This window comes from Singulisphaera rosea (assembly GCF_054877945.1).
On record NZ_JBTYIP020000001.1, the window covers coordinates 532,889 to 550,798 of the forward strand.

15 protein-coding genes are annotated in these 17,910 nt (G+C 65.9%); 10 read left to right on the plus strand and 5 right to left on the minus strand.

Annotated elements, in window-relative coordinates:
• Positions 1-72: 72 nt before the first annotated feature.
• From ACYOEI_RS02080 to ACYOEI_RS02105, 6 genes are all read left to right on the plus strand, one after another.
• Positions 73-603 carry a hypothetical protein gene (locus tag ACYOEI_RS02080; protein WP_462847600.1) on the plus strand — a complete coding sequence of 177 codons (531 nt, stop codon included), beginning with the start codon at positions 73-75 and terminating at the stop codon, positions 601-603.
• Between the two features lies 1 nt (position 604).
• The gene (locus ACYOEI_RS02085; RefSeq protein ID WP_462847601.1) at positions 605-1,081 is read left to right on the plus strand and encodes a hypothetical protein; all 477 of its coding nucleotides are present in this window, start codon (positions 605-607) and stop codon (positions 1,079-1,081) included.
• Positions 1,078-2,289, plus strand: a complete 1,212-nt coding sequence (locus ACYOEI_RS02090; RefSeq protein WP_462847602.1) for a glycosyltransferase — start codon at positions 1,078-1,080, stop codon at positions 2,287-2,289. Before ACYOEI_RS02085 ends, ACYOEI_RS02090 begins: the two co-directional genes overlap by 4 nt.
• A 55-nt stretch (positions 2,290-2,344) precedes the next feature.
• The gene (locus ACYOEI_RS02095; RefSeq protein ID WP_462847603.1) at positions 2,345-3,853 is read left to right on the plus strand and encodes an aldehyde dehydrogenase family protein; all 1,509 of its coding nucleotides are present in this window, start codon (positions 2,345-2,347) and stop codon (positions 3,851-3,853) included.
• Positions 3,854-4,021: 168 nt separating this feature from the next.
• Entirely contained in the window at positions 4,022-4,249 is a 228-nt protein-coding gene (locus ACYOEI_RS02100; RefSeq protein ID WP_462847604.1) for a hypothetical protein, read from the plus strand.
• Positions 4,250-4,334: 85 nt separating this feature from the next.
• On the plus strand, positions 4,335-5,198 hold the full coding sequence (locus ACYOEI_RS02105) for a hypothetical protein (RefSeq protein WP_462847605.1): 864 nt from the start codon (positions 4,335-4,337) through the stop codon (positions 5,196-5,198).
• Between the two features lie 245 nt (positions 5,199-5,443).
• Here the strand turns inward: ACYOEI_RS02105 and ACYOEI_RS02110 are convergent, their stop codons facing one another.
• Positions 5,444-6,109 (minus strand): endonuclease III domain-containing protein, encoded by a 666-nt coding sequence (locus ACYOEI_RS02110; protein WP_462847606.1) that lies wholly within the window; start codon positions 6,107-6,109, stop codon positions 5,444-5,446.
• 361 nt (positions 6,110-6,470) lie between these two features.
• Between ACYOEI_RS02110 and htpG the strand changes: the two genes are divergently transcribed.
• Entirely contained in the window at positions 6,471-8,348 is a 1,878-nt protein-coding gene (gene htpG, locus ACYOEI_RS02115) for a molecular chaperone HtpG (protein WP_462847607.1), read from the plus strand.
• A 169-nt stretch (positions 8,349-8,517) separates the two neighbouring features.
• Here htpG and ACYOEI_RS02120 read toward each other — a convergent pair whose 3' ends face one another.
• Both ACYOEI_RS02120 and ACYOEI_RS02125 read right to left on the minus strand, forming a co-directional pair.
• Entirely contained in the window at positions 8,518-9,630 is a 1,113-nt protein-coding gene (locus ACYOEI_RS02120) for a zinc ribbon domain-containing protein (RefSeq protein ID WP_462847608.1), read from the minus strand.
• Positions 9,627-10,592, minus strand: coding sequence for a hypothetical protein (locus ACYOEI_RS02125; RefSeq protein WP_462847609.1), 966 nt, complete (start codon positions 10,590-10,592; stop codon positions 9,627-9,629). The genes ACYOEI_RS02120 and ACYOEI_RS02125 overlap by 4 nt, the downstream gene beginning before the upstream one ends.
• A gap of 278 nt (positions 10,593-10,870) precedes the next feature.
• On the opposite strand from ACYOEI_RS02125, the gene ACYOEI_RS02130 reads away from it, so the two are divergent.
• Positions 10,871-14,962: a tetratricopeptide repeat protein gene (locus tag ACYOEI_RS02130; RefSeq protein ID WP_462847610.1), complete on the plus strand. Its 4,092-nt coding sequence runs from the start codon at positions 10,871-10,873 to the stop codon at positions 14,960-14,962.
• Between the two features lie 44 nt (positions 14,963-15,006).
• Here the strand turns inward: ACYOEI_RS02130 and ACYOEI_RS02135 are convergent, their stop codons facing one another.
• Together ACYOEI_RS02135 and ACYOEI_RS02140 are read right to left on the minus strand one after the other, a co-directional pair.
• Positions 15,007-15,648 carry a Pycsar system effector family protein gene (locus tag ACYOEI_RS02135; RefSeq protein ID WP_462847612.1) on the minus strand — a complete coding sequence of 214 codons (642 nt, stop codon included), beginning with the start codon at positions 15,646-15,648 and terminating at the stop codon, positions 15,007-15,009.
• The gene (locus tag ACYOEI_RS02140) at positions 15,648-16,295 is read right to left on the minus strand and encodes a Pycsar system effector family protein (protein WP_462847613.1); all 648 of its coding nucleotides are present in this window, start codon (positions 16,293-16,295) and stop codon (positions 15,648-15,650) included. The genes ACYOEI_RS02135 and ACYOEI_RS02140 overlap by 1 nt, the downstream gene beginning before the upstream one ends.
• Before the next feature lie 674 nt (positions 16,296-16,969).
• On the opposite strand from ACYOEI_RS02140, the gene ACYOEI_RS02145 reads away from it, so the two are divergent.
• Both ACYOEI_RS02145 and ACYOEI_RS02150 read left to right on the plus strand, forming a co-directional pair.
• Positions 16,970-17,485, plus strand: coding sequence for a DUF4365 domain-containing protein (locus ACYOEI_RS02145; RefSeq protein ID WP_462847614.1), 516 nt, complete (start codon positions 16,970-16,972; stop codon positions 17,483-17,485).
• A gap of 39 nt (positions 17,486-17,524) precedes the next feature.
• Positions 17,525-17,737 carry a hypothetical protein gene (locus ACYOEI_RS02150; protein WP_462847615.1) on the plus strand — a complete coding sequence of 71 codons (213 nt, stop codon included), beginning with the start codon at positions 17,525-17,527 and terminating at the stop codon, positions 17,735-17,737.
• The last annotated feature ends 173 nt before the right edge of the window (positions 17,738-17,910 follow it).

Sequence of the window (17,910 nt, forward strand, 5' to 3'; positions counted from 1 at the left end):
CCCGGACGAGGGGCCATCACCGTCAAGCCCGAAGGTCGTCCGACTCCGCCATTCCAAGGAAGGAATCGCGTCATGTCTCCCTCCGTTCGGCTGCTGCTGCTGGTCGTCCTGCCGGTCCTCGGCCTTGGGCTCGGGCTGGCCCTGACGATCTCGGCAATGGCCTGGTCCCGCACCCGCGCCTTCGCGAAGCGACTCGAAGAGCTTACGGGCCGACTACACACCCTCGAGCAAGCCGAAGCCGTCGCAGGCGAGGGCGAGGGCGAGGGTGGGGCCCAGAAGTTGAAGACGACCCCGTTCCCTCGGCGCAACGGGCGTTTGACGTTCCGGCCCGCGACTCCCACGCTCCGGGTGGACCCGGCGGAGCCTGCCACGCCACCGGGGCCGACTTTGATTACGATCCCCAGCCTGAGCCGGCCGGCGACCGACTCGACCGAGTCGGCCGCGGAGGACCTCGGCCGCCGCTTCGGCCCGATTTGGGAGCTCTCCGACTCGGGGGCCGTCCCCGAGGCCATCGCCCGGACCACGGGCCAGCCGATCGGTCAAGTCGAACTGATCCTCGCCCTCCGCCGCCAGGTCTCGGCCGGGGCAGGGGGGCGTGACTGACATGACCACGCCCGAGACATCGCCCCGGGCCTGCCTGGAACGGACCCGATCGGCCGTCTTGAACGTGCTGATCGGGGTCGGCGCCGCCATTGCGTTGAGCGGCTTGCTGCTTCGTTGGCGCGACGGCGCCGCGGCCTGGCGCGCCCCCGAAAACGTGCGACGCGCCATGCTCGGGGCCCTGGCCGTGCTGGCGATCCTGAGTTACGCGATCAGGAGATCCGGGAGCCTCGGCACGAGCTTCCTCGACCGCGCCGAACGCGATGAGCGGTTCTATCGTGCCCATCTACGGGCCGCGGTCGTCGGGGCCCTGGCAGTCCCGCTCGGCCTGGCCTACGGCTGGACGATCCGGCCCCGCCTCGACGCCGTCAGCCCCTTCTGGGTCGCGGCCCTCGCCCTCGGCTTCCTGGCACTGCCCAGGGCCGGCGAGCTCGAAACCTTACCCCCCCTCGAATCCGACCCCAGCGAGTCCAAACCATGACGACGACCCAACGGACGATCCTTTGGGTCTACGCTGCGATCATCGCCATCTGGCCGATCCGACACCTGGTCCTCTGGTATGTCTATCGGAGGATCGACCTGCTGACTCCCGAATCGCCGCGCTACGAAGGGCCCGACCCGCCGCTCGTCACCGCGCTGATCCCGGCGAAGGACGAGGAAACGACCCTGGGCGACTGCCTCGCGTCGGTCTGTGCCCAGTCGTACCCGAACCTCGAAATCATCGTCGTCGACGACCGGAGCACCGACGGGACCGCCGACATCGCGCGCACGTTCGCCGCGAAGGACCCTCGGGTCCGCGTCCACACGATCGAGAACCTCCCCGAAGGTTGGACCGGCAAGACGCATGCCCTCCAGGTTGCGAAGGAACACGCCCGAGGCGAGTGGTTCTGGTTCCTCGACTCGGACACGCGGCACGCTCCCGAGAACCTCTCCATCGTGATGGAGTACGCCACGTCGAGGGGGGCGGCCCTCGCGAGCCTCATCCCCGAACTGCGCTGCGAAACGTTCTGGGAGAACGTCGTCCAGCCCCTCGCGGGCATCGTCCTGATGCAATCGTACCCGCTCTTCCTCGTCAACAGCGACCGGAGCTCGCTGGCCTTCGCCAATGGCCAGTACATCCTCATCAGGCGCGACGCCTACGATGCCGCGGGGGGCCACCATGCGGTCCGCGACCGGTTCGTCGAGGATATCGCGATGGCGGAGCGCGTGAAGTCGCTCGGCTTCCCGATCCGCGTCGCCCTGGCCCAGGGGATCGGGTCGACCCGGATGTACGCCTCGCTCGACCAACTCATCCGAGGGTGGAGCCGGATCCTCTACGACGCACTCGGGCGCAGCACCTTGAGGCTGGTCGGGCGCGTGCTCGACCCCTTGATCTTCAGCCAGTCCGGGCACGTGTCCCTCGTGATCGCGATCGGATTACTCGTCTCGGGCGACCTCGGGGCATTCCCGTTGACCCTCCTGGCCATGGCGGTCGTCCACCATATCCTGACCTACACCGTCTTGCGGCGGGTCTATGATATGTCAGTCCCTCGATCCCGATATGTGGCCTGGTTCCCGCTGGCCAACCTCGTCATGGACTGGATCCTCTTCCGATCGATTCGGATGGTCTTGACCGGGCAGGTGACCTGGCGGGGCACCGCATATGGGAAGGCCGGCTCACCTTCCCCTTCGGTATCGAAGTCCGCATGACAAACCATCGGCAGAGTCTCGCCCCTCGACCAAGCCACCACCGGAGCCTCCACCCTTGGATACCCGCACGGAGTTGCCGACGCGTGAAGAGGTCTTGATCGCGAGGAATCCGGCCGACGGGGATGAGATCGGACGGATCGCGACGACCCCGCCGGGAGCCGTCGCCGAGGTCGTGGGGCGGGCTCGCTCGGCCCAGCGCGAGTGGGCGCGGCAGCCCTGGACGGAGCGTCGCAAGGTCCTCCGACGCTGGTGGGGGATTCTTTCCGCCGAGTCCGATCGCTTCGCGGAACTCATCCGCAAGGAGATCGGGAAGCCTTCGAACGAGGCGATGGCGGAGGTCGTCATCAGCCTCGACGCGATCCGATGGACCGTGCGCCATGGAGGCTCCACGCTTCGCGACGAGCGGATCGGGCCCGGTTGGCAGCGGTTGATGCTGATGCCTTCCGCAGCCCTCCGCCACCGGCCTTTGGGCGTCGTCGGGATGATCGGGACCTGGAACTACCCCGTCTTCCTCAACGCCCCGGTCATCGCCCAGGCGCTCGCGACGGGAAACGCCGTCGTCTGGAAACCCTCGGAGCTGGCGACGGCGGTCGGCGAGGCGATCCAGGAGACCGCGGATAAGGCCGGATTCCCCGACGGGTTGGTCTCAGCCGTCGTCGGCGGGGCGGAGGTCGGCCGGGCCCTCGTCGAGGCGCCGCTGGATAAGGGGGTCTTCACGGGAGGCCTCGAGAACGGACGTCGCGTGCTCGAAACGCTCGCCGGGCGAGGGATCCCGGCCGTCGCGGAGTTGTCGGGCTTCGACCCGGCGATCGTCCTTCCCGACGCCCCCCTCGAGTCGACGGCGCGAGCCATCGTCTGGGGTGCCTTCGTCGGTTGCGGCCAGACCTGCGTCGCGGTGAAGCGGGTTTACGTGGTCGGCGACCCGACCCCTTGGGTCGAACGCCTGGCGACGCAGGCATGTGCCCTTCGTATCGGCGACCCGTCGGCGTCGATGGTCGACGTCGGGCCGATGATCTCGGAGTCTGCGCGAGCGCGGTTCGACGCCACGATCCGCCGAACTGTCGCGGCGGGGGCGACGGTCGTCGCCGGGGGCGAGGCCCATCCCGGCCCCGGCTGGTTCTACAGCCCGACGGTGCTTTCCGCCCAGGACGCCGGGCCCGAGGCGGTCCTCTCGGGCGTCTTCGGCCCGGTTGTGCTCGTGCGAGGGGTTGCCGACGTGGCCGAGGCGGTCGCCTCGGCGAACGCCGGCCCGTTCGGCCTCGCGGCGAGCGTCTGGGGCCGCGACCTTCGTCGGGCTCGCGAGGTCGCCGAGCAAATCGAGGCGGGGACGGTCACGATCAACGACGCCGTCACCCCGATCGGCCACGCCTCGGCCCCATTCGGCGGGACCAAGGCGAGCGGCTTCGGCCGGACGCACGGGCCGGTCGGGCTCCGCGAGTTCGTCCAGCCCCACGTCGTCCTCGGCCGACGGGCTGGCGGGTTCCGCCCGCAGCTCTTCCCGTACTCGGCGAAGCTCGATCCGTTGTTCGACTGGTATCGTCGCCTCTTCCACCCTCGGGGCTGAACTCGGGAGGAAGGTGCTCCGGAGGGCTCGAGGGCCCAGAACACCGAGATCGATGTTGGCCCGGGGTCCTTACACTCGGTACAATGAGACCGTCCGACGGGCCGTCGGCAGGCTGATCCTGCGGCGGCGGGACCGCGAGGGACGGAACGTAACGGAGTGGACCCCACGATGGCAAAGCTGCGCCTGCTCAAGACCGGCCACGGCGACCTCTGCCTGGCCGAGTGGGACTCGAAGCGCCCCGAGACGATCGCCGATGCCGAGTCGGCCTTCGCCGAACACTTCACCCCCGGCCGTCTTGCGTTCCGGCTCGACGGGCCCGGCCAGACCCGGCCGATCCGTGAGTTCGACGCCACCGCGCCCGAAATCCTCCTCGTCCCGGCGATCCAGGGGGGATGATTACCCGAGCCCGCGTCGAGCCGGACTCGCCGTCGCCGACGATCGGGCCGGCGACTCGGCTCCGCCTCCTCACGCCTGATGCCCCATGATTCGCACCGGTTATCTCCGCTGGGAGCTCGACGTCACCGACGAACGGAGTCGCGTCGATCCCCGGGCCCGCGAGGTCATCTTCCGGGCCCGTCCGAGCTATCGCGTCGTCCGCGTCAAGAACACTCATCAAAACGACGCCGCCAAACAGTTCGTCGACGGCGAGGCGACGTACGATGAGGTCCTCCGCGCCTTGAAGCAGAACGGGGAGCAGACCGACCTCGTCATCCCCGACGTCGGCCCGCGCCCTTTCCGCTACAGCGAGAGCGACCGCGCCGAGACCCCGCGATTCTGGATGGCCAAGCTCCAGCGCGAGGCGAACGCCTTCGCGCACGAGGTCGTCCGCATCGCCGGTTCTTTCCCCCAGATGGTCATTTCCAGCGCCGCACTCCGGGCCGGTTACGCTCGTCTCGTGGAGTGGGAGATCTTCCGGGTCATCGAGGGGAAGAGCACCCCCCAGCCGACCCGCGAGGACGAGCCGATGCAGCTCGACGACACCGCCTATCAGAGCGGCGTCCCTGAGCTCGTCGCCGCCGAGCTCGTCCGCGACGTCGTCGAACCCAAGGAATTCGACGAGTTCTGCCGGTTCGACTGCGTGACCGTCCAGAACGGCGGCAAGTTCTACCGAATCCCGCGCCGACCTCACGGCCTGATCGAAGTCTGGGACGCCAAAACTTATCGACCCGAGGCCCGACTCTGCGTCGTCTTCCAGGACCCCGGCATGCCCCCCTCCGACGAGGTCGTCATGAAGTACCTCCTCGCCAAGCACCAGCCCGACCTCCTCTGGCAAGTCGGCATCAAGTTCAGCGCCCCCACCGGCCGTTTCGAATCCGTCCCACCGAGGCGCTGGCGGGACGGCTGAAAACGGGTCGAAACCCTTCCGAAGCCCGCCCATCATAACACTTGCATGAAAACTTGTTTTTTCGGAATGCAAGTTTTTGAGCCGCAGGCTCGGCGTTCCCCGCCTCTGAGTCCGAGCATTTCGTAGGGTGGGCATCGCCCACCGACATAGCGGAAGGCCTGGTGGACAGAGCCCGCTCTACACAGATCTACTCAGCACCATATCAACCAGATTCCGCAGAAAAAGCCTGGGTTCCGGAACAGAAATTAGCGGGGATCCTCGACCCCGACCTGCCAGCACATGCTCAGAAGCAGGCAGCTCGCGCATTTCGGTCGGCTTGATGTGCAGCCATGTTTTCCGAATGGAACCAGCCGCTCGTTGATCTCAATCCAGTAACGCTTCGGGAGCCTTTCCGCGAGGGCCTTCGCGGTGGCGTCCGGCGAGGTAGTCTCGACGTATCCCCAGCGGTTCGTGATCCGATGGACGTGGACATCGACCGCGATGGCGGGTTTGTCGAAGCCGACCGCCAGCGTGAGTGCCGCGATCTTCGGCCCGACGCCTCGGAATGCGGTCAGCCCTTCGAGCGTGTCCGGGACCTGCCCCCCGTGCTCCTCGGCGATTCGGCGAGAGAGCTCGAGGATGTCCCGGGCCTTGACGTCGGCGAACGCGGCCCCGTGGAGCTCTCGGGTCAGGCCGTCGGCCCCCAGGGCCCGGGTTTCGTCGGGGGTCCTGGCCTTGGCGAAGAGTCGCAGGCAGATGGCCAGGGTCGTTTCGTCACGCGTCCTGGCCGAGATCAGGCTCCCGACCAACTGCTCGAACGGCGCGCCGAATCCTCGGTCGCGCAGGTCGAACATCGCAGCCTTGGTCAGCCCCTCGACCGCCCGGCGAAGCCTGCGGAAGGCCTCGTCGATGTCAAACGGTTCTTTTTCCATTTCCGAACCTCCCCGGCCTACCGCCGTTCGGATCGACGCCGGCTCGAGCGGCGACACGATGGCTGGGATCCACCAAGTTTCGGCGAGCGGGTTTCATGCCATTTTGTCAGTCGATTCGCGGATTCGACGCGGATGGCAGCCGATCTCTCCCCGACCCAAAACAGCCACTCCCCACAAGTCATTTCGGATCCTGGACTTGAGCAGCCTCCCAAGGTTGGTACGTCGCTTGCGTCCCGGGAATGGGAAAGGCTCCGTGCCGGCCCATCGATCCTAGCCGGAGCCGGCGAGGCGTTAAGCCTGGGATTCGACCATCCCCTCATCGTGACACGACGCCCCGTTTCACGCATCAAGAGGTTGCCCGATGTCAGCCGCCCCGGATCAGCAAGAATTCACATTTCAGGCCGAGATCAAGCAACTGCTGCATCTGCTCGCGCACTCGCTCTATCAGAGCAAGGAGATCGCCGTCCGCGAGCTGATCTCGAATGCGTCGGATGCGCTCGACAAGATGCGTTACGTGGCGTTGACCGACGAATCCCAGCGCGATAGCGTCCCGCTCGAGATCGCGATCGAGGGAAATAAAGAGGCACGTCAGCTCATCATCCGCGACAACGGCATCGGGATGACGCACGAGGAGCTCGTGACGAACCTGGGGACGATCGCGCACAGCGGTTCGCTCGAGTTCCTCAAGACGGTGGCGAGCCGAGAGAAGTCCGACCTCTCGCTCATCGGGCAGTTCGGCGTCGGCTTCTACTCGGCGTTCATGCTCGCAGACACCGTTCGCGTCCGGACCCGGAGTTACAAGGGGCCCGAAGGGTGGGAGTGGGAGTCGGACGGCTCCGGGACGTTCCGGATCGCGCCGACCGAAGGGCTTGGGCGAGGGACCGAGATCATCCTCCAGCTCAAGGAAGACGTGGCGGACTTCGCCGAAGACTCTCGGATCAAGTCGATCGTCCGCAAGTATTCGAGCTTCGTCCCGCACCCGATCCGGGTCGACGGCCAGGTCGTCAACGACCAGAAGCCAATCTGGGTCGAGCCGAAGAGCCAGGTGACCGAGGAGCAATACACCCAGTTCTACCGGCACCTGACCCACCACTCGGACGAGTCTCCGCTCTGGCACCTCCACCTGTCGGCCGACTCGCCGATCCAGTTCCGGTCGATCCTGTACTGCCCGCCGACGAACATCGAAGCCCTGGGATTCGGCCGGCTCGAGCACGGCGTCAGCCTCTGTGCCAAGCGGATCCTGGTGCAGAATGACTGCAAGGATCTCCTCCCCGAGTATCTCCGGTTCCTGTACGGGATCGTCGACTCCGAGGACCTTCCCCTGAACGTCTCCCGAGAGACGCTTCAGGACAACACCGTGATCCGGCGGATCCGGACCACCTTGGTCAAGGGAGTCCTCGACCGCCTCACGAAGTTCGCCGAGGAGTCGCCCGACCAGTATCTCGGCTTCTACCAGCAGTTCAGCGCGATCCTGAAGGAAGGGGTCCCCACCGACCACGCCAACCGCGAGCGGATCGCCAAGCTCCTCCGCTTCACCACGTCGCACGCGGAGACTTCGGGCCTAACCTCGCTCGACGACTACATCAAGCGGGCCCACCCCGACCAGAAGCCGATCTATTACCTCGGCGGCCCCGACCTGGCGTCGATCAAGAAGAGCCCGAACCTCGAGATCTTCCAGCGTCGAGGGATCGAGGTCCTCTACCTCGTGGATCCGATCGACGAGTTCGTCGTCACCAATCTCGGGACCTACGACGGTCACCCCCTGACCTCGATCGACTCCGAAGACCTGGAGTTGCCCGGCACCGATCCGGAGCCGACCGAAGCCGACGAAGGGACGAAGGCCGGCCTGGGCCGCGTCATCGAGCTCATCCGCTCGGCACTGGGCGACCGCGTCAAAGAGGTCCGCGAATCCAAGCGCCTGACCGACAGCCCGTGCTGCCTGGTCAACGCCGAAGGTGGCCTCAGCACCCAGATGCAGCGCCTCCTCCGGATGAGCCAAAAGGACTTCCCGACCACCCCGCGGATCTTCGAGATCAACCCCTCCGCACCGTTGATCAAACGGCTTGCGCGTCTCGCGGCCAACCCCGACCAGGATGAGTTCATCAAGAAGTGTGCCCTCCAGCTCTGGGCGAACACCCTGATCCTCGAAGGTACGATCACCGACCCCGAAGAGCTCGTCGCCCGCAGCCAGTCGTTCATGGAGGAAGCCGCGGAGAAGCGTTCTCCGCTCATTCTCTGAGCACCACATACCTCCCCCCGGGGGGTCGGGGCACGCTTGCCCCGCGCTCCCCGGAGTCGACCTCGACAACTCGCGGACGGCTCGCCCTTACGGAGGATCGTGGATGCGGGGCAGGAGTGCCCCGCCTACAGGGGGGAAGGCGAGAACTCGTCGTCACCCCGGAATCAGTTCAAGGGGAAGGCACATCATAAGGTCGAGATTGCTTTTCAGGGACGGTCTCGACAGATGGAGCGACCGGCGCGGGGACGGGCTCGGCCATGCCCTCGCGACGGGCGGAGACGACCTTCCAGCCGGTGTCGATACCTTCGAGTCGGAAGCGGACGAGCTTCAGGATTAGCTTCGACGGCGGGTCGCCGGACGAGGCGAGCTTGTCGGCGACCATGGCGGTCACCTCGGCGCGGTCGAGGACGAAGGGGCCGTCGGCCTTGAGGCTGGGGAACGGGCGCTTGAGCAGGGCGTCCCACGTCTCGCGGTTCGTCCCAAAGTCGAGCGCGAGCTCGCGTTCCTCCGGGGGCAGGGGAGGCTTCGCGTCCTGGATGAGCTGTGCGTAGGTGGGCACGAGCTTCTTCGGGGCCAGGACGCCCTCGGCCATCTTCTTGAAGACACCTCCGAGGTTCTCGGCCGCGTCGAAGATCTCCTCGGGGTCGCCGCTCTGGATCTTGTTATAGACGTCGTCCTGCTCGGCCTTGGCCTTGGCGTCGTGGAGAGCGTCGAGAGTCTCGGCGGCGGGTCCGAGAGGATTACGCGTCTTGAATCGGCCGATCTCGGGGTCGTATTCGAAGGTCTCGTTGATTCGCGCGTGGAGCGCGGCGATGGGTCGGAACGACCCCTTGACCCGAACATCGCGGGCGGGCTCGTGAGCGACATCGTGGTACGAGCGGAGCGCCGGCGGGTCGGCAACCGTCGAGACGCGACTCAGACCTTCGCCGTCCCCGGCAACAGCCGCGTCGAGGAAGGTCGCGGCCGTGACGGCGATCGGGTCGGGGGGGACGGGATGCCACCAGGCCCGGAGCTTCGGCCAGGCCACCACCCCGGCGATCACGAGGGCGGGGATCAGCAGCACCAGGGACCAGACGAGCGGTCGTCGACGGGCCGGTCGTCGCTCCTCGGCCGTGGAGGGGATGAAAACCGACGTCTCCGAGGGCGCTTCGGCGGGTAGCAGGACCGTCGTCGGCGCTTTCTGGGAGGTCCCACACTTGGGACAGGCGACTTCGCGGCCGACCTGGTCGTCGGACGTCAGATACGCGGCGCCGCACGATCGACATTTCAGGCGGATGCTCATGGGAGATCCTTCGGGGTCGGTCCCCGGGACGTCGACGAAGGGCGCGCCGCCCGGGGATCGGTCAAGCAGACGGGACACGCGGCGTCGGGCCCGCGATAGGGGCGACCGCAACGGGGACAAAGCCCGGCGTCCTTCCTCAGCTTGGCGAGCAGGGCGGCGAGGTCGATCCCTTCGGGGCTCTCCCCGAAACTCTCGACCATCCGCGAGACCAAGGTCGCCAATTCATTCCCCGCAATCTTCGAGCCGGAGCGCTGGCGGATCCAGGCGACGAGCCAACGCAAGAGTTGGCGGTCGAGATCGGAGAGGACCTGTCCACGCAAATGCATGGTGAGCTCGTCCCGGACCTCGATTGCCTGAATCGGGTCGTTGCCGTCGCGGGCCTGGTCGAGGCGTTCGCGGAGGCGGGCGACGACCTCGCCGCGGGCCTCGTCCAGATCTTCACGCAAGGTCGAGGCGTCGGGAGAGCCGGGGAAGTCTCGAGCGAGGCCCGAGACGAGGCGTTCGGCCTGCTCCCAACGCCCCCCCGCGATCGCACGGCGGACGGCGTCGACGGCCTTCGACGAGTCCGCGTCGTCCGGCCGAGGCGCCGAGCGCTCTAGCGCCAGGGCGATCCTACCCAGGGCCGGGACCATTTGGAGCTCGATCAGGTCGGCCGTCCTCCAGGCCGCGTCGGCCCCGTCGATGAGGAGGTCGATCAACTCCGACGAGGCCCGCAACAGCCGACCCGCCACCCAACCGCCGAGCCCGAAGCCTCCGAGGGTGAAGAGCGCGACGATCCCCATGACCCGACGCTCTCCCCAGGTGAACTGTGCGTCGGAGAGCATCGGGCGGACCTGATCCATGAAGAGCGACAGCCCGGCGCTGAAGACACCGAAGCGGACCCATGGGGCCATCCGCCTCAGGACGTGGCCCGAGTTCCGGAGCGAGTCATAGCGCTGCTTGGTTCGGCTGCGTCCGGCCATGACGCTTGAGGACCCCTTCGGGGTGCGCGGGTAGGTTTCCGTCCCAAGACCCATTATGGCTGTCGCCATCGACGCCCGCCAGGACGGGCCCCGACCGATCTTCTATCCTGTTGGCTCGGCAACACTTGGCGCGATCCACCCGGCCCAGAACTGCAACGCATACGGATCCGGCATTCCCTTGGACAATCGTTGCGCACGATGCGTATGTTATGAGGCGGAGGCGGCGTCGCGGCGTTTCGGGCCGTATCGCTTCCGAGTCGGGTGGGAGACGAGGTTTCGTGTACGGATCGCTGTGCAACGAGGACCTGGCACGGAGTCTGCCCCTCCCGCTGGGCAAGCTCTACCGCCGCGCCTTCAACGCCAAGGCACCGACTGAACGCCACAATGCCGCCTGCTATCTCTGGGAAGCGGCTTTGAAGCTCCTCGGCTCGGTCGCGGTCATGGCGTACGCCGACCTACCGGACCATGACGCGGAGCTGATCGAATCCCTCAAGAAGCTGGCGAGGCCTTCGCTCGGAGATTGGTGGGCGTTGACTCGCCGGCTCATCCCGATCCTCGCCGACTCGGGCGACCCGGGATTCCGGAGGATCCGCATCGAGCTCCTCGACCGCAAGCCTCGAAGCGACTTGCCGCTGGTCGTGGAACTCGACCGTGCGCTCGGCGAGGCGCTCGGGGTCCAGGAAACGTCGAGGGGGACCGTCCGCCTCGCCGACCTGTTCGACCGGGTGATCCGCTACCGGAATCGAGAGCTCGGCCAGGGCGCCACCGGCATTCGCCTGGGGGAGTTTTATGAGGCGATGGGTCGGACGATGCTCGTCGGCATCGCCGAGCTGCTCGACCGAGTCGACGTCCTGGCCGGCCGCCGACTCGTGTACATCGACGAAATCCGACTCCAGAAGTCGGGGAACTTCCTGATCGACCGCTATCTCCTCGCCGGGGAGTCGGCGCGTCGGCTCGAGTCGCTCGAGCGACTCGCCTCAGACCCGGATTCGGGACATTACCGCCCGGGACAGGTTTATGCCGTCAGGTCGGAACTGGCGCCCCAGACTGACGACACCTCGTCCTCTCTTCCCACCGAACATCCTCCCCCGTCGAAACTGAGCCCACTGGTCGTCTATGAGCCGAAGCTGGACGACATCCTCTTCCTGAATGCCAGACGAACTCGGCAGCGTTGCGAATACCTCTGCTATACAACGGGAATGCACGAGGAGCGTGCCGAACTCGAGGGCGAGCATCGACAGCTCCTGGCCCTGGTCCTCGGCGTCGAGTTCGACGAGGGGACGGTCGAGTCCTTGACCTCACCCCCGCCTCCCCCCACGGTCGTCGACGAAGGCCAAGGGGCTGAGGCGACGGCCCCGAACCCCGGCAACGGCCGGAAGGTCGGCGAGTTCGAGCTCCTCAGCGAGCTCGGACACGGAAACATGGGGAAAGTCTACCGGGCCTGGCAGCCTTCGCTCGGTCGTCAGGTTGCCTTGAAGATGATCTCGAGAGCCGACGATGCCAGGGCCCGCGCCCGTTTCCACCGCGAGATCCGCGCCCTGGGCCGAGTCGACCACCCGCACCTGGTGAAGATCTTCACGTCGGGTTTTGACGAGGATCCGAGCTTCTACACCATGGAGCTCGTCGAAGGCGTCACGATGGCCGCGATCTGCGAGCGGCTACACTCCCAGACGTCGAGCGCATCGTGCATCGACCTCGAGACCTGGCAGGCCTCGCTGGGCACGGCCTGCGAGGCTTCCAGGCGCTCGGAGAAGCCGCTGGGAGCAAGCGGGGCGTCCAACCCGGCCCCCGGGGTCCGGCAAGGTGTGTCGGGCGTCTCGCCGCAGTCGACGGCCGACCGCGGCTACGTCCGCCAGGTCGTCGAGCTCATGCGCCAGACGGCCCTCGCCGCCGACGCACTCCACATGGCCGGCGTCATCCATCGCGACATCAAGCCCGGCAACATCATGGTCCTGGCCGATGGTTCGCAGGCCGTCCTGATGGACCTCGGCCTCGCCCAACTCGCCGACGACGTCGACGGTCGGCTGACCCGGACCCGGCAGTTCGTGGGGACCCTGCGCTACGCGAGCCCCGAACAGGTCCTCTCCGTCGGCGAGATCGATTGCCGGAGCGACGTCTATAGCCTCGGCGCCACCCTCTGGGAGCTCCTGACGCTCCGACGGCTCTACGACGCCGACGAGTCGACGCCGACCCCTGAGCTGATGCGCCGGATCACCTCGGTGGAGGCCGACCGGATCCGCAAGCACCACATCGGGATCGCCCGGGACCTCGAGTCGATCGTGGCGAAGTGCATGGAGAAAGACCCGTCGCGTCGATACGCGACCGCGGGTGCCCTGGCGAGCGACCTCCAGCACTGGCAGAGGGGCGAGCTCGTCTCGGCCCAACCGCTGACGACGCGGTATGTGCTCGGCAAATTCGTCCGGCGCAATCGAGTCTGGTTCGCCGCGGCGGTCCTCTTCGGGCTCCTCGTCAACGCCGGGATCGTCTTCGAGTTCTGGAGCATCGAGAAGTCACGCCACGGTGCCGAGCAACTCCGGGCCCAGGCCGAGGCGAACGCCGCGAAGGTCATCGAGGCGAACCTGAAGCTCCAGGCAGCCCTGAAGGACGTCGAAGCCCGACGCGCCGAGGCGGTCCTCCATCATCGAGAAGCGGAAGCGGCCCGGACCCAGGCCGAGAAGTCGGGTGCCGAGGCGAAGCGGGCGGCGGAAAAGTCGGAGGCCGTCAACGACTTCCTGCGACATCTCCTGAGTCACGCCGACCCGGTCGACAACACCCTCAAGCACCGGGTCTCGGTCGAAGAAGTCCTCGACCGGGCGCTCGTCCACCTCAGCGAGACGCTCGCCGACCGCCCGGAACACGAGCTTGAGATCCGCACGACGATCGTCGAGACCTATCATTCGCTCGGCCAGGACCACAAGGCCGAGCGGCTCCTCCGCCAGGTCATCTCCGACCGGAGACGCATCCAGGGGGCTGAACACCCCGACACCCTCAAGGCGCTCGAGCAACACGCGATCGTGCTCATCGACCTCGGCCGGGCCATCGAGGCCGAGCCGCAGCTCCGAAAGGTCGTCGACGACTTCCGGCGGATCGAGGGTCCCGAACACCCCGACACCCTCTCGGCCATGAACAGCCTGGCCATCGCCCTTCGGGACCTCGGTCGCCCGGATGAGGCGGAGCCCTTGCTCCGCAAGGTCGTCGAGGTCCGCACACGTTCCCTGGGCGCCGAGAATCTCGAGACCCTGGCCTCGATCAACAGCCTGGCGATCCTGCTCGGCGAGTCCCTGGGGAAGCCCGAGGAGGCCGAGCGGCTCCTCCGCAAGCTCGTCGAGGACCGGAAACGGATCGAGAGGCCCGACCACCCCGACACGCTCAAAGCCATCGAGAATCTCTCGCTGCTCCTCATTCACCTCGGCAAGCCCGAGGAGGCCGAGACACTCCTCTTCGAAGTCGCCGAGGACCGCCGACGCCTCCAGGGGGCCGAGCACGCCGACACCCTCGCCTCCGTCGACCTCCTCGCGAGAGCCCTCACGGACGTGGGCAAGCCCGCCGAGTCCGAGACGATGCTCCGTCGGCTCGTGGACGACCGCCGGAGAGTCCAGGGTCCGGACCATCCCGAGACCCTCTCGGCCCTCAATCACCTCGCCTGGTTACTCATCGGGCCACTCGACCGCGCCAACGAGGCCGAGCCCCTTTTCCGCCAGGTCGTCGAGAGCCGCAGACGCACCCAGGGTCCCAACCACCCGGCGACGTTCGAGGCCCTCGAAAACCTCGCCGGCGCCCTGACCCGCCAGGGGAAGGCCCGCGAAGCGGAGCCCCTCTTCCGCCAGGCCTTCGAGAGCCGCCGCCGCGTCCAAGGGGAGGAACATCCGAGGACGCATGAGGCGACCCAGGCCTTGACCGAAAACCTCCTCGACCAGGCCGAAGTCGGGCAGGCCGAGTCCCTGCTCCGCGAGCTCCTCAGCGTGCGGAGATCAGTCGCTCGAGAGCCGCTCGAGCTCGCGCGGACCCTCTCCGCCCTCGGTTGGGCCCTGACCGACAACGGCAAGCCCAAGGAGGCCGAGCCGATCCTCCGCGAGGCCCTCCAGATCCGCCGCTCGCTCCTGCCCGCCGGGCGCTGGGAAACGGCCCATACCGAGAGCCTCCTCGGCGCCTGCCTCACGAAACTCGGCCGCTACGACGAGGCCGAGCCCCTCCTCCTCGACGCCTACTCGAGTTTGAAGAAGGCCCCAGGCCTCCCGCCGCTCCGCCTGCAACTGTCACTCGACCGCATCGTCGCCCACTATGACGCCCGCCAAAAGCGCGAAGAAGCCGAGCATTGGCGTGCCCTCCGCGCCGAGCTCAACGTCCCCGCCAATCCCCCGCCTCGATGAGCCCGAAGCCAACCGGACGTTCGCTCGTGGCGTGGGTGGGCGCCTCAGGAATGGCCATGCCCGACATGCGAAGGTGTCGAATGCGCGGGCGACGGCTTATTGGGGAGGTGCCCCTCGGGATGAATCTTCCCACAAAGGGCGATCAGGAGCATCAGCACGATCCAGAGCGAAAACGCAATGCATAGGTAGCGCACGGATCGTTGGATCGCTCGGAATTTCGCCACGCTGAGGGTCGCCAGGCTGTAGTTGTAGTGGAGGATGTCTCGCAAAGCCCGCCCATGCGACATCCCCCGGATCTCGCGCGCGTAGTCTTCGGGCGCGGTCGCGGCGATCACCTTGAAGAACGCCAGAGACTGTGGCTCGTGGTCGGGCAGCGGCGGGAGCGGGATCGGCAACGTCAACGCGACGTATGCGTTCCATCCACAGAGGAGCAACACGGCAAACCAGACGACCAGGACGAAGGTCGTGGACCAGCCCAGGAGATCGTTCCCGTGCAGGAGCATCTCCAGCCTCGAAGAGAACAGGCTCACGCAGGTGATCATCACGGCGGTGACGGACAGGAGCGTGCTCGCCTTCTTGTCCCCGAGCGGAGGGTACTCCCGCACGGGCGTAAAGTACGCCAAGCGGGCCGGCCCCAGCAACCGCAAGGTCTCGCGATCGGTTTCTTCGTGCTTCGACATGGGCATCAATGGAATTCGTGGGAGCCGATCAGGAGGATCAGGACCAGCCAGCAGCCGAAGGCCCACTCGAAGAGCTGGAGCGCCCACCGCAACTGGGCGAACTTCTCCACGCAGATTTTCGACAGATTATGATTATACGAGAGGATGTTCTGCAACGCCTGGTCGTGCGTGAGACCGGCGACCGCCTCGAGATACTGCTCTCGGCTGAGCGAGGCGATATCCCCGAAGAACGCGAGGCTCGGCTCGGCCCTTGGGAGCCTCGGGGAGAAGGTCCGGAACGCCTGGACCAGCGCGGCGACCGACGCGACCACGAACCCGACCAGCGCCACCCAGGCCGCCACGGTCACGAGGATCGTCCAGAACGTCATCGGCTCATACGCGAATCGCCAGAGGATGTGCGAGAGCTGCGATCCAAATTTCGCGAGCAGCGGAAACATGATCCCGAGCGCCGTGAGGATCGCGGCCGCCTTCGTATCCGCCGCCGGCGTGTGCTCCTGCAACGGCGTCCGAAACGCGAGCGCCGCCGCCGGGTCGAGGTGGCGATACAGCGGCGGGTGATCGGGCAGGAACGGAGGCGTCAGTGAGAGTTCCTCCAAAATCTCCTCGACACCGGCCCCAGGGGATGAGGGTTCGGCGGGTTCGTCTCGACTCACGGTTGACTCCATCGCCTCGATATCGGGCAGGATGCGACCTTTCGTTTTAGCGAGGGATCTTCACCCTCAGACGTCAGCATCACGGACGACGACTCGCCCCGTCCCGACAAGGTTCACGGCCTCCATTGCAACGTGGGTAAATCCAACCTCCGGGATTCGAGCATCCGGTTGTTGGGGAGACACTCGCCAGTGTATTTCGCGTGATTCGGCCTTGCAAGGCAAGGGGTCGATTCCTCGCCAGCGTTGGGGTGCTCCCCGCCCGAATGACCAGAGCGAAGGGCAACAAGAAAACGGGCCGGCGCAAATCGCGGGCAGACCTTACACCGAGAAACAAATCGGAGACGGAGGGCAAGGCGAGAGCAGGCTGGAGTCTGGACGCCTGCCGAGTTGGAATCGATCCTCCGAGACACGATCCGTTCGCAGGAGCGGTTCCGGAGTCGCCAAGCTTTCGGGTGAGTAGGTCCGCTGATTAGCGGACTAAACCGCCCCTACACCTAATTATCCGACGACGACCCTAGCTCCGATCGCCTGAGACCGTGACAACTTCGTGATACGGTGAAGGAGGAGGAGGGGCAACTGGCCTTCAGAGGATGGACGGTCTGGGATAAACTTCGTCCGAGTCTTCGACGAAGATCGTGGGGGGGGCTGTGAGCCGAGAGCCTAGAAATCGGTTCATGAAACGGCGTACTCGCGAGCATATCATCGCCGATCTCTGCGTCAATTTCGTTGAACGCTTCATCTTGCTCGGCGGGCATTCCAGCGAAGTCGTCCGGAGAGACCACGGCATCGATCTGTTAATGTTCACGTATAATGAAGTCGGCGAAATCGGGAATGGGCATATTCTTCTTCAGTTGAAGGCGACCGAACGTCTGAAGATCCTGAGCGGCACGGGCAAGGTCGCATTTTCCATAAATCTTGCGGACTTGGATCAACTTGGATCATTGGAACCACGAGCCGTGGCCGGTGGTCCTGATCGTCTACGAGGCGACGGCGAGCGATCGAGCTTTCTGGCTGCACGTGCAGCAGTACGCAAACCTCATGGAGAACAAGGCGCGTTTCGCGGCCAGTGGCCAGGATACGATGACTTTGCACATCCCTTCCGAGAATCAACTCGACGGAACGACGATCGCCCGATTCCGGGGTTTTCGCGAACGGATCTTGGCAGAGGCGAAAGGATCTATCGATCATGATAAAAAAACGCATGACCTATCTATAATGATTTGGACGCAATGCTTAAAAGGCTTGGCTTCACCGGGACCATCCTCGAGAATCGCTGGCGAACCTACCGTCACGACGCATCCGATATCTTGATCGTTCTGGCGGCCGGCGACGGCCGCACCATCGCACGGGAGTCGGATGTGATTTCGGTTCGTCGATATTTAGTCGACAACGAACTTGTCGAAGCCAATGCGTTCGATGACTTTGTTTTTTGCGGCCATTGACCCCCTGGCGGTCCTCGACATGGCAAAGCTGAAATACGCAGCACTACGTGGCCATCTGCAATCGCTCGGATTCGCCGAAGGGCCGTCCACAACCTCTCATTTCGCAGTTACGCACGAACCCCATCCTATGGTTTTTTCGTTTCGAACCATGCGATAATCCGAACATGTTTTGC

Bases quoted from the DNA above. Each gene is read 5' to 3' on its own strand.
- ACYOEI_RS02145 (WP_462847614.1), top strand. From the start codon at position 16,970: ATGAAACGGCGTACTCGCGAGCATATCATCGCCGATCTCTGCGTCAAT.
- ACYOEI_RS02110 (WP_462847606.1), bottom strand. From the start codon at position 6,109: ATGGAAAAAGAACCGTTTGACATCGACGAGGCCTTCCGCAGGCTTCGC.
- ACYOEI_RS02150 (WP_462847615.1), top strand. From the start codon at position 17,525: ATGCTTAAAAGGCTTGGCTTCACCGGGACCATCCTCGAGAATCGCTGG.
- ACYOEI_RS02105 (WP_462847605.1), top strand. From the start codon at position 4,335: ATGATTCGCACCGGTTATCTCCGCTGGGAGCTCGACGTCACCGACGAA.
- ACYOEI_RS02080 (WP_462847600.1), top strand. From the start codon at position 73: ATGTCTCCCTCCGTTCGGCTGCTGCTGCTGGTCGTCCTGCCGGTCCTC.
- ACYOEI_RS02085 (WP_462847601.1), top strand. From the start codon at position 605: ATGACCACGCCCGAGACATCGCCCCGGGCCTGCCTGGAACGGACCCGA.
- ACYOEI_RS02125 (WP_462847609.1), bottom strand. From the start codon at position 10,592: ATGGCCGGACGCAGCCGAACCAAGCAGCGCTATGACTCGCTCCGGAAC.
- htpG (WP_462847607.1), top strand. From the start codon at position 6,471: ATGTCAGCCGCCCCGGATCAGCAAGAATTCACATTTCAGGCCGAGATC.
- ACYOEI_RS02135 (WP_462847612.1), bottom strand. From the start codon at position 15,648: ATGCCCATGTCGAAGCACGAAGAAACCGATCGCGAGACCTTGCGGTTG.
- ACYOEI_RS02100 (WP_462847604.1), top strand. From the start codon at position 4,022: ATGGCAAAGCTGCGCCTGCTCAAGACCGGCCACGGCGACCTCTGCCTG.
- ACYOEI_RS02090 (WP_462847602.1), top strand. From the start codon at position 1,078: ATGACGACGACCCAACGGACGATCCTTTGGGTCTACGCTGCGATCATC.
- ACYOEI_RS02120 (WP_462847608.1), bottom strand. From the start codon at position 9,630: ATGAGCATCCGCCTGAAATGTCGATCGTGCGGCGCCGCGTATCTGACG.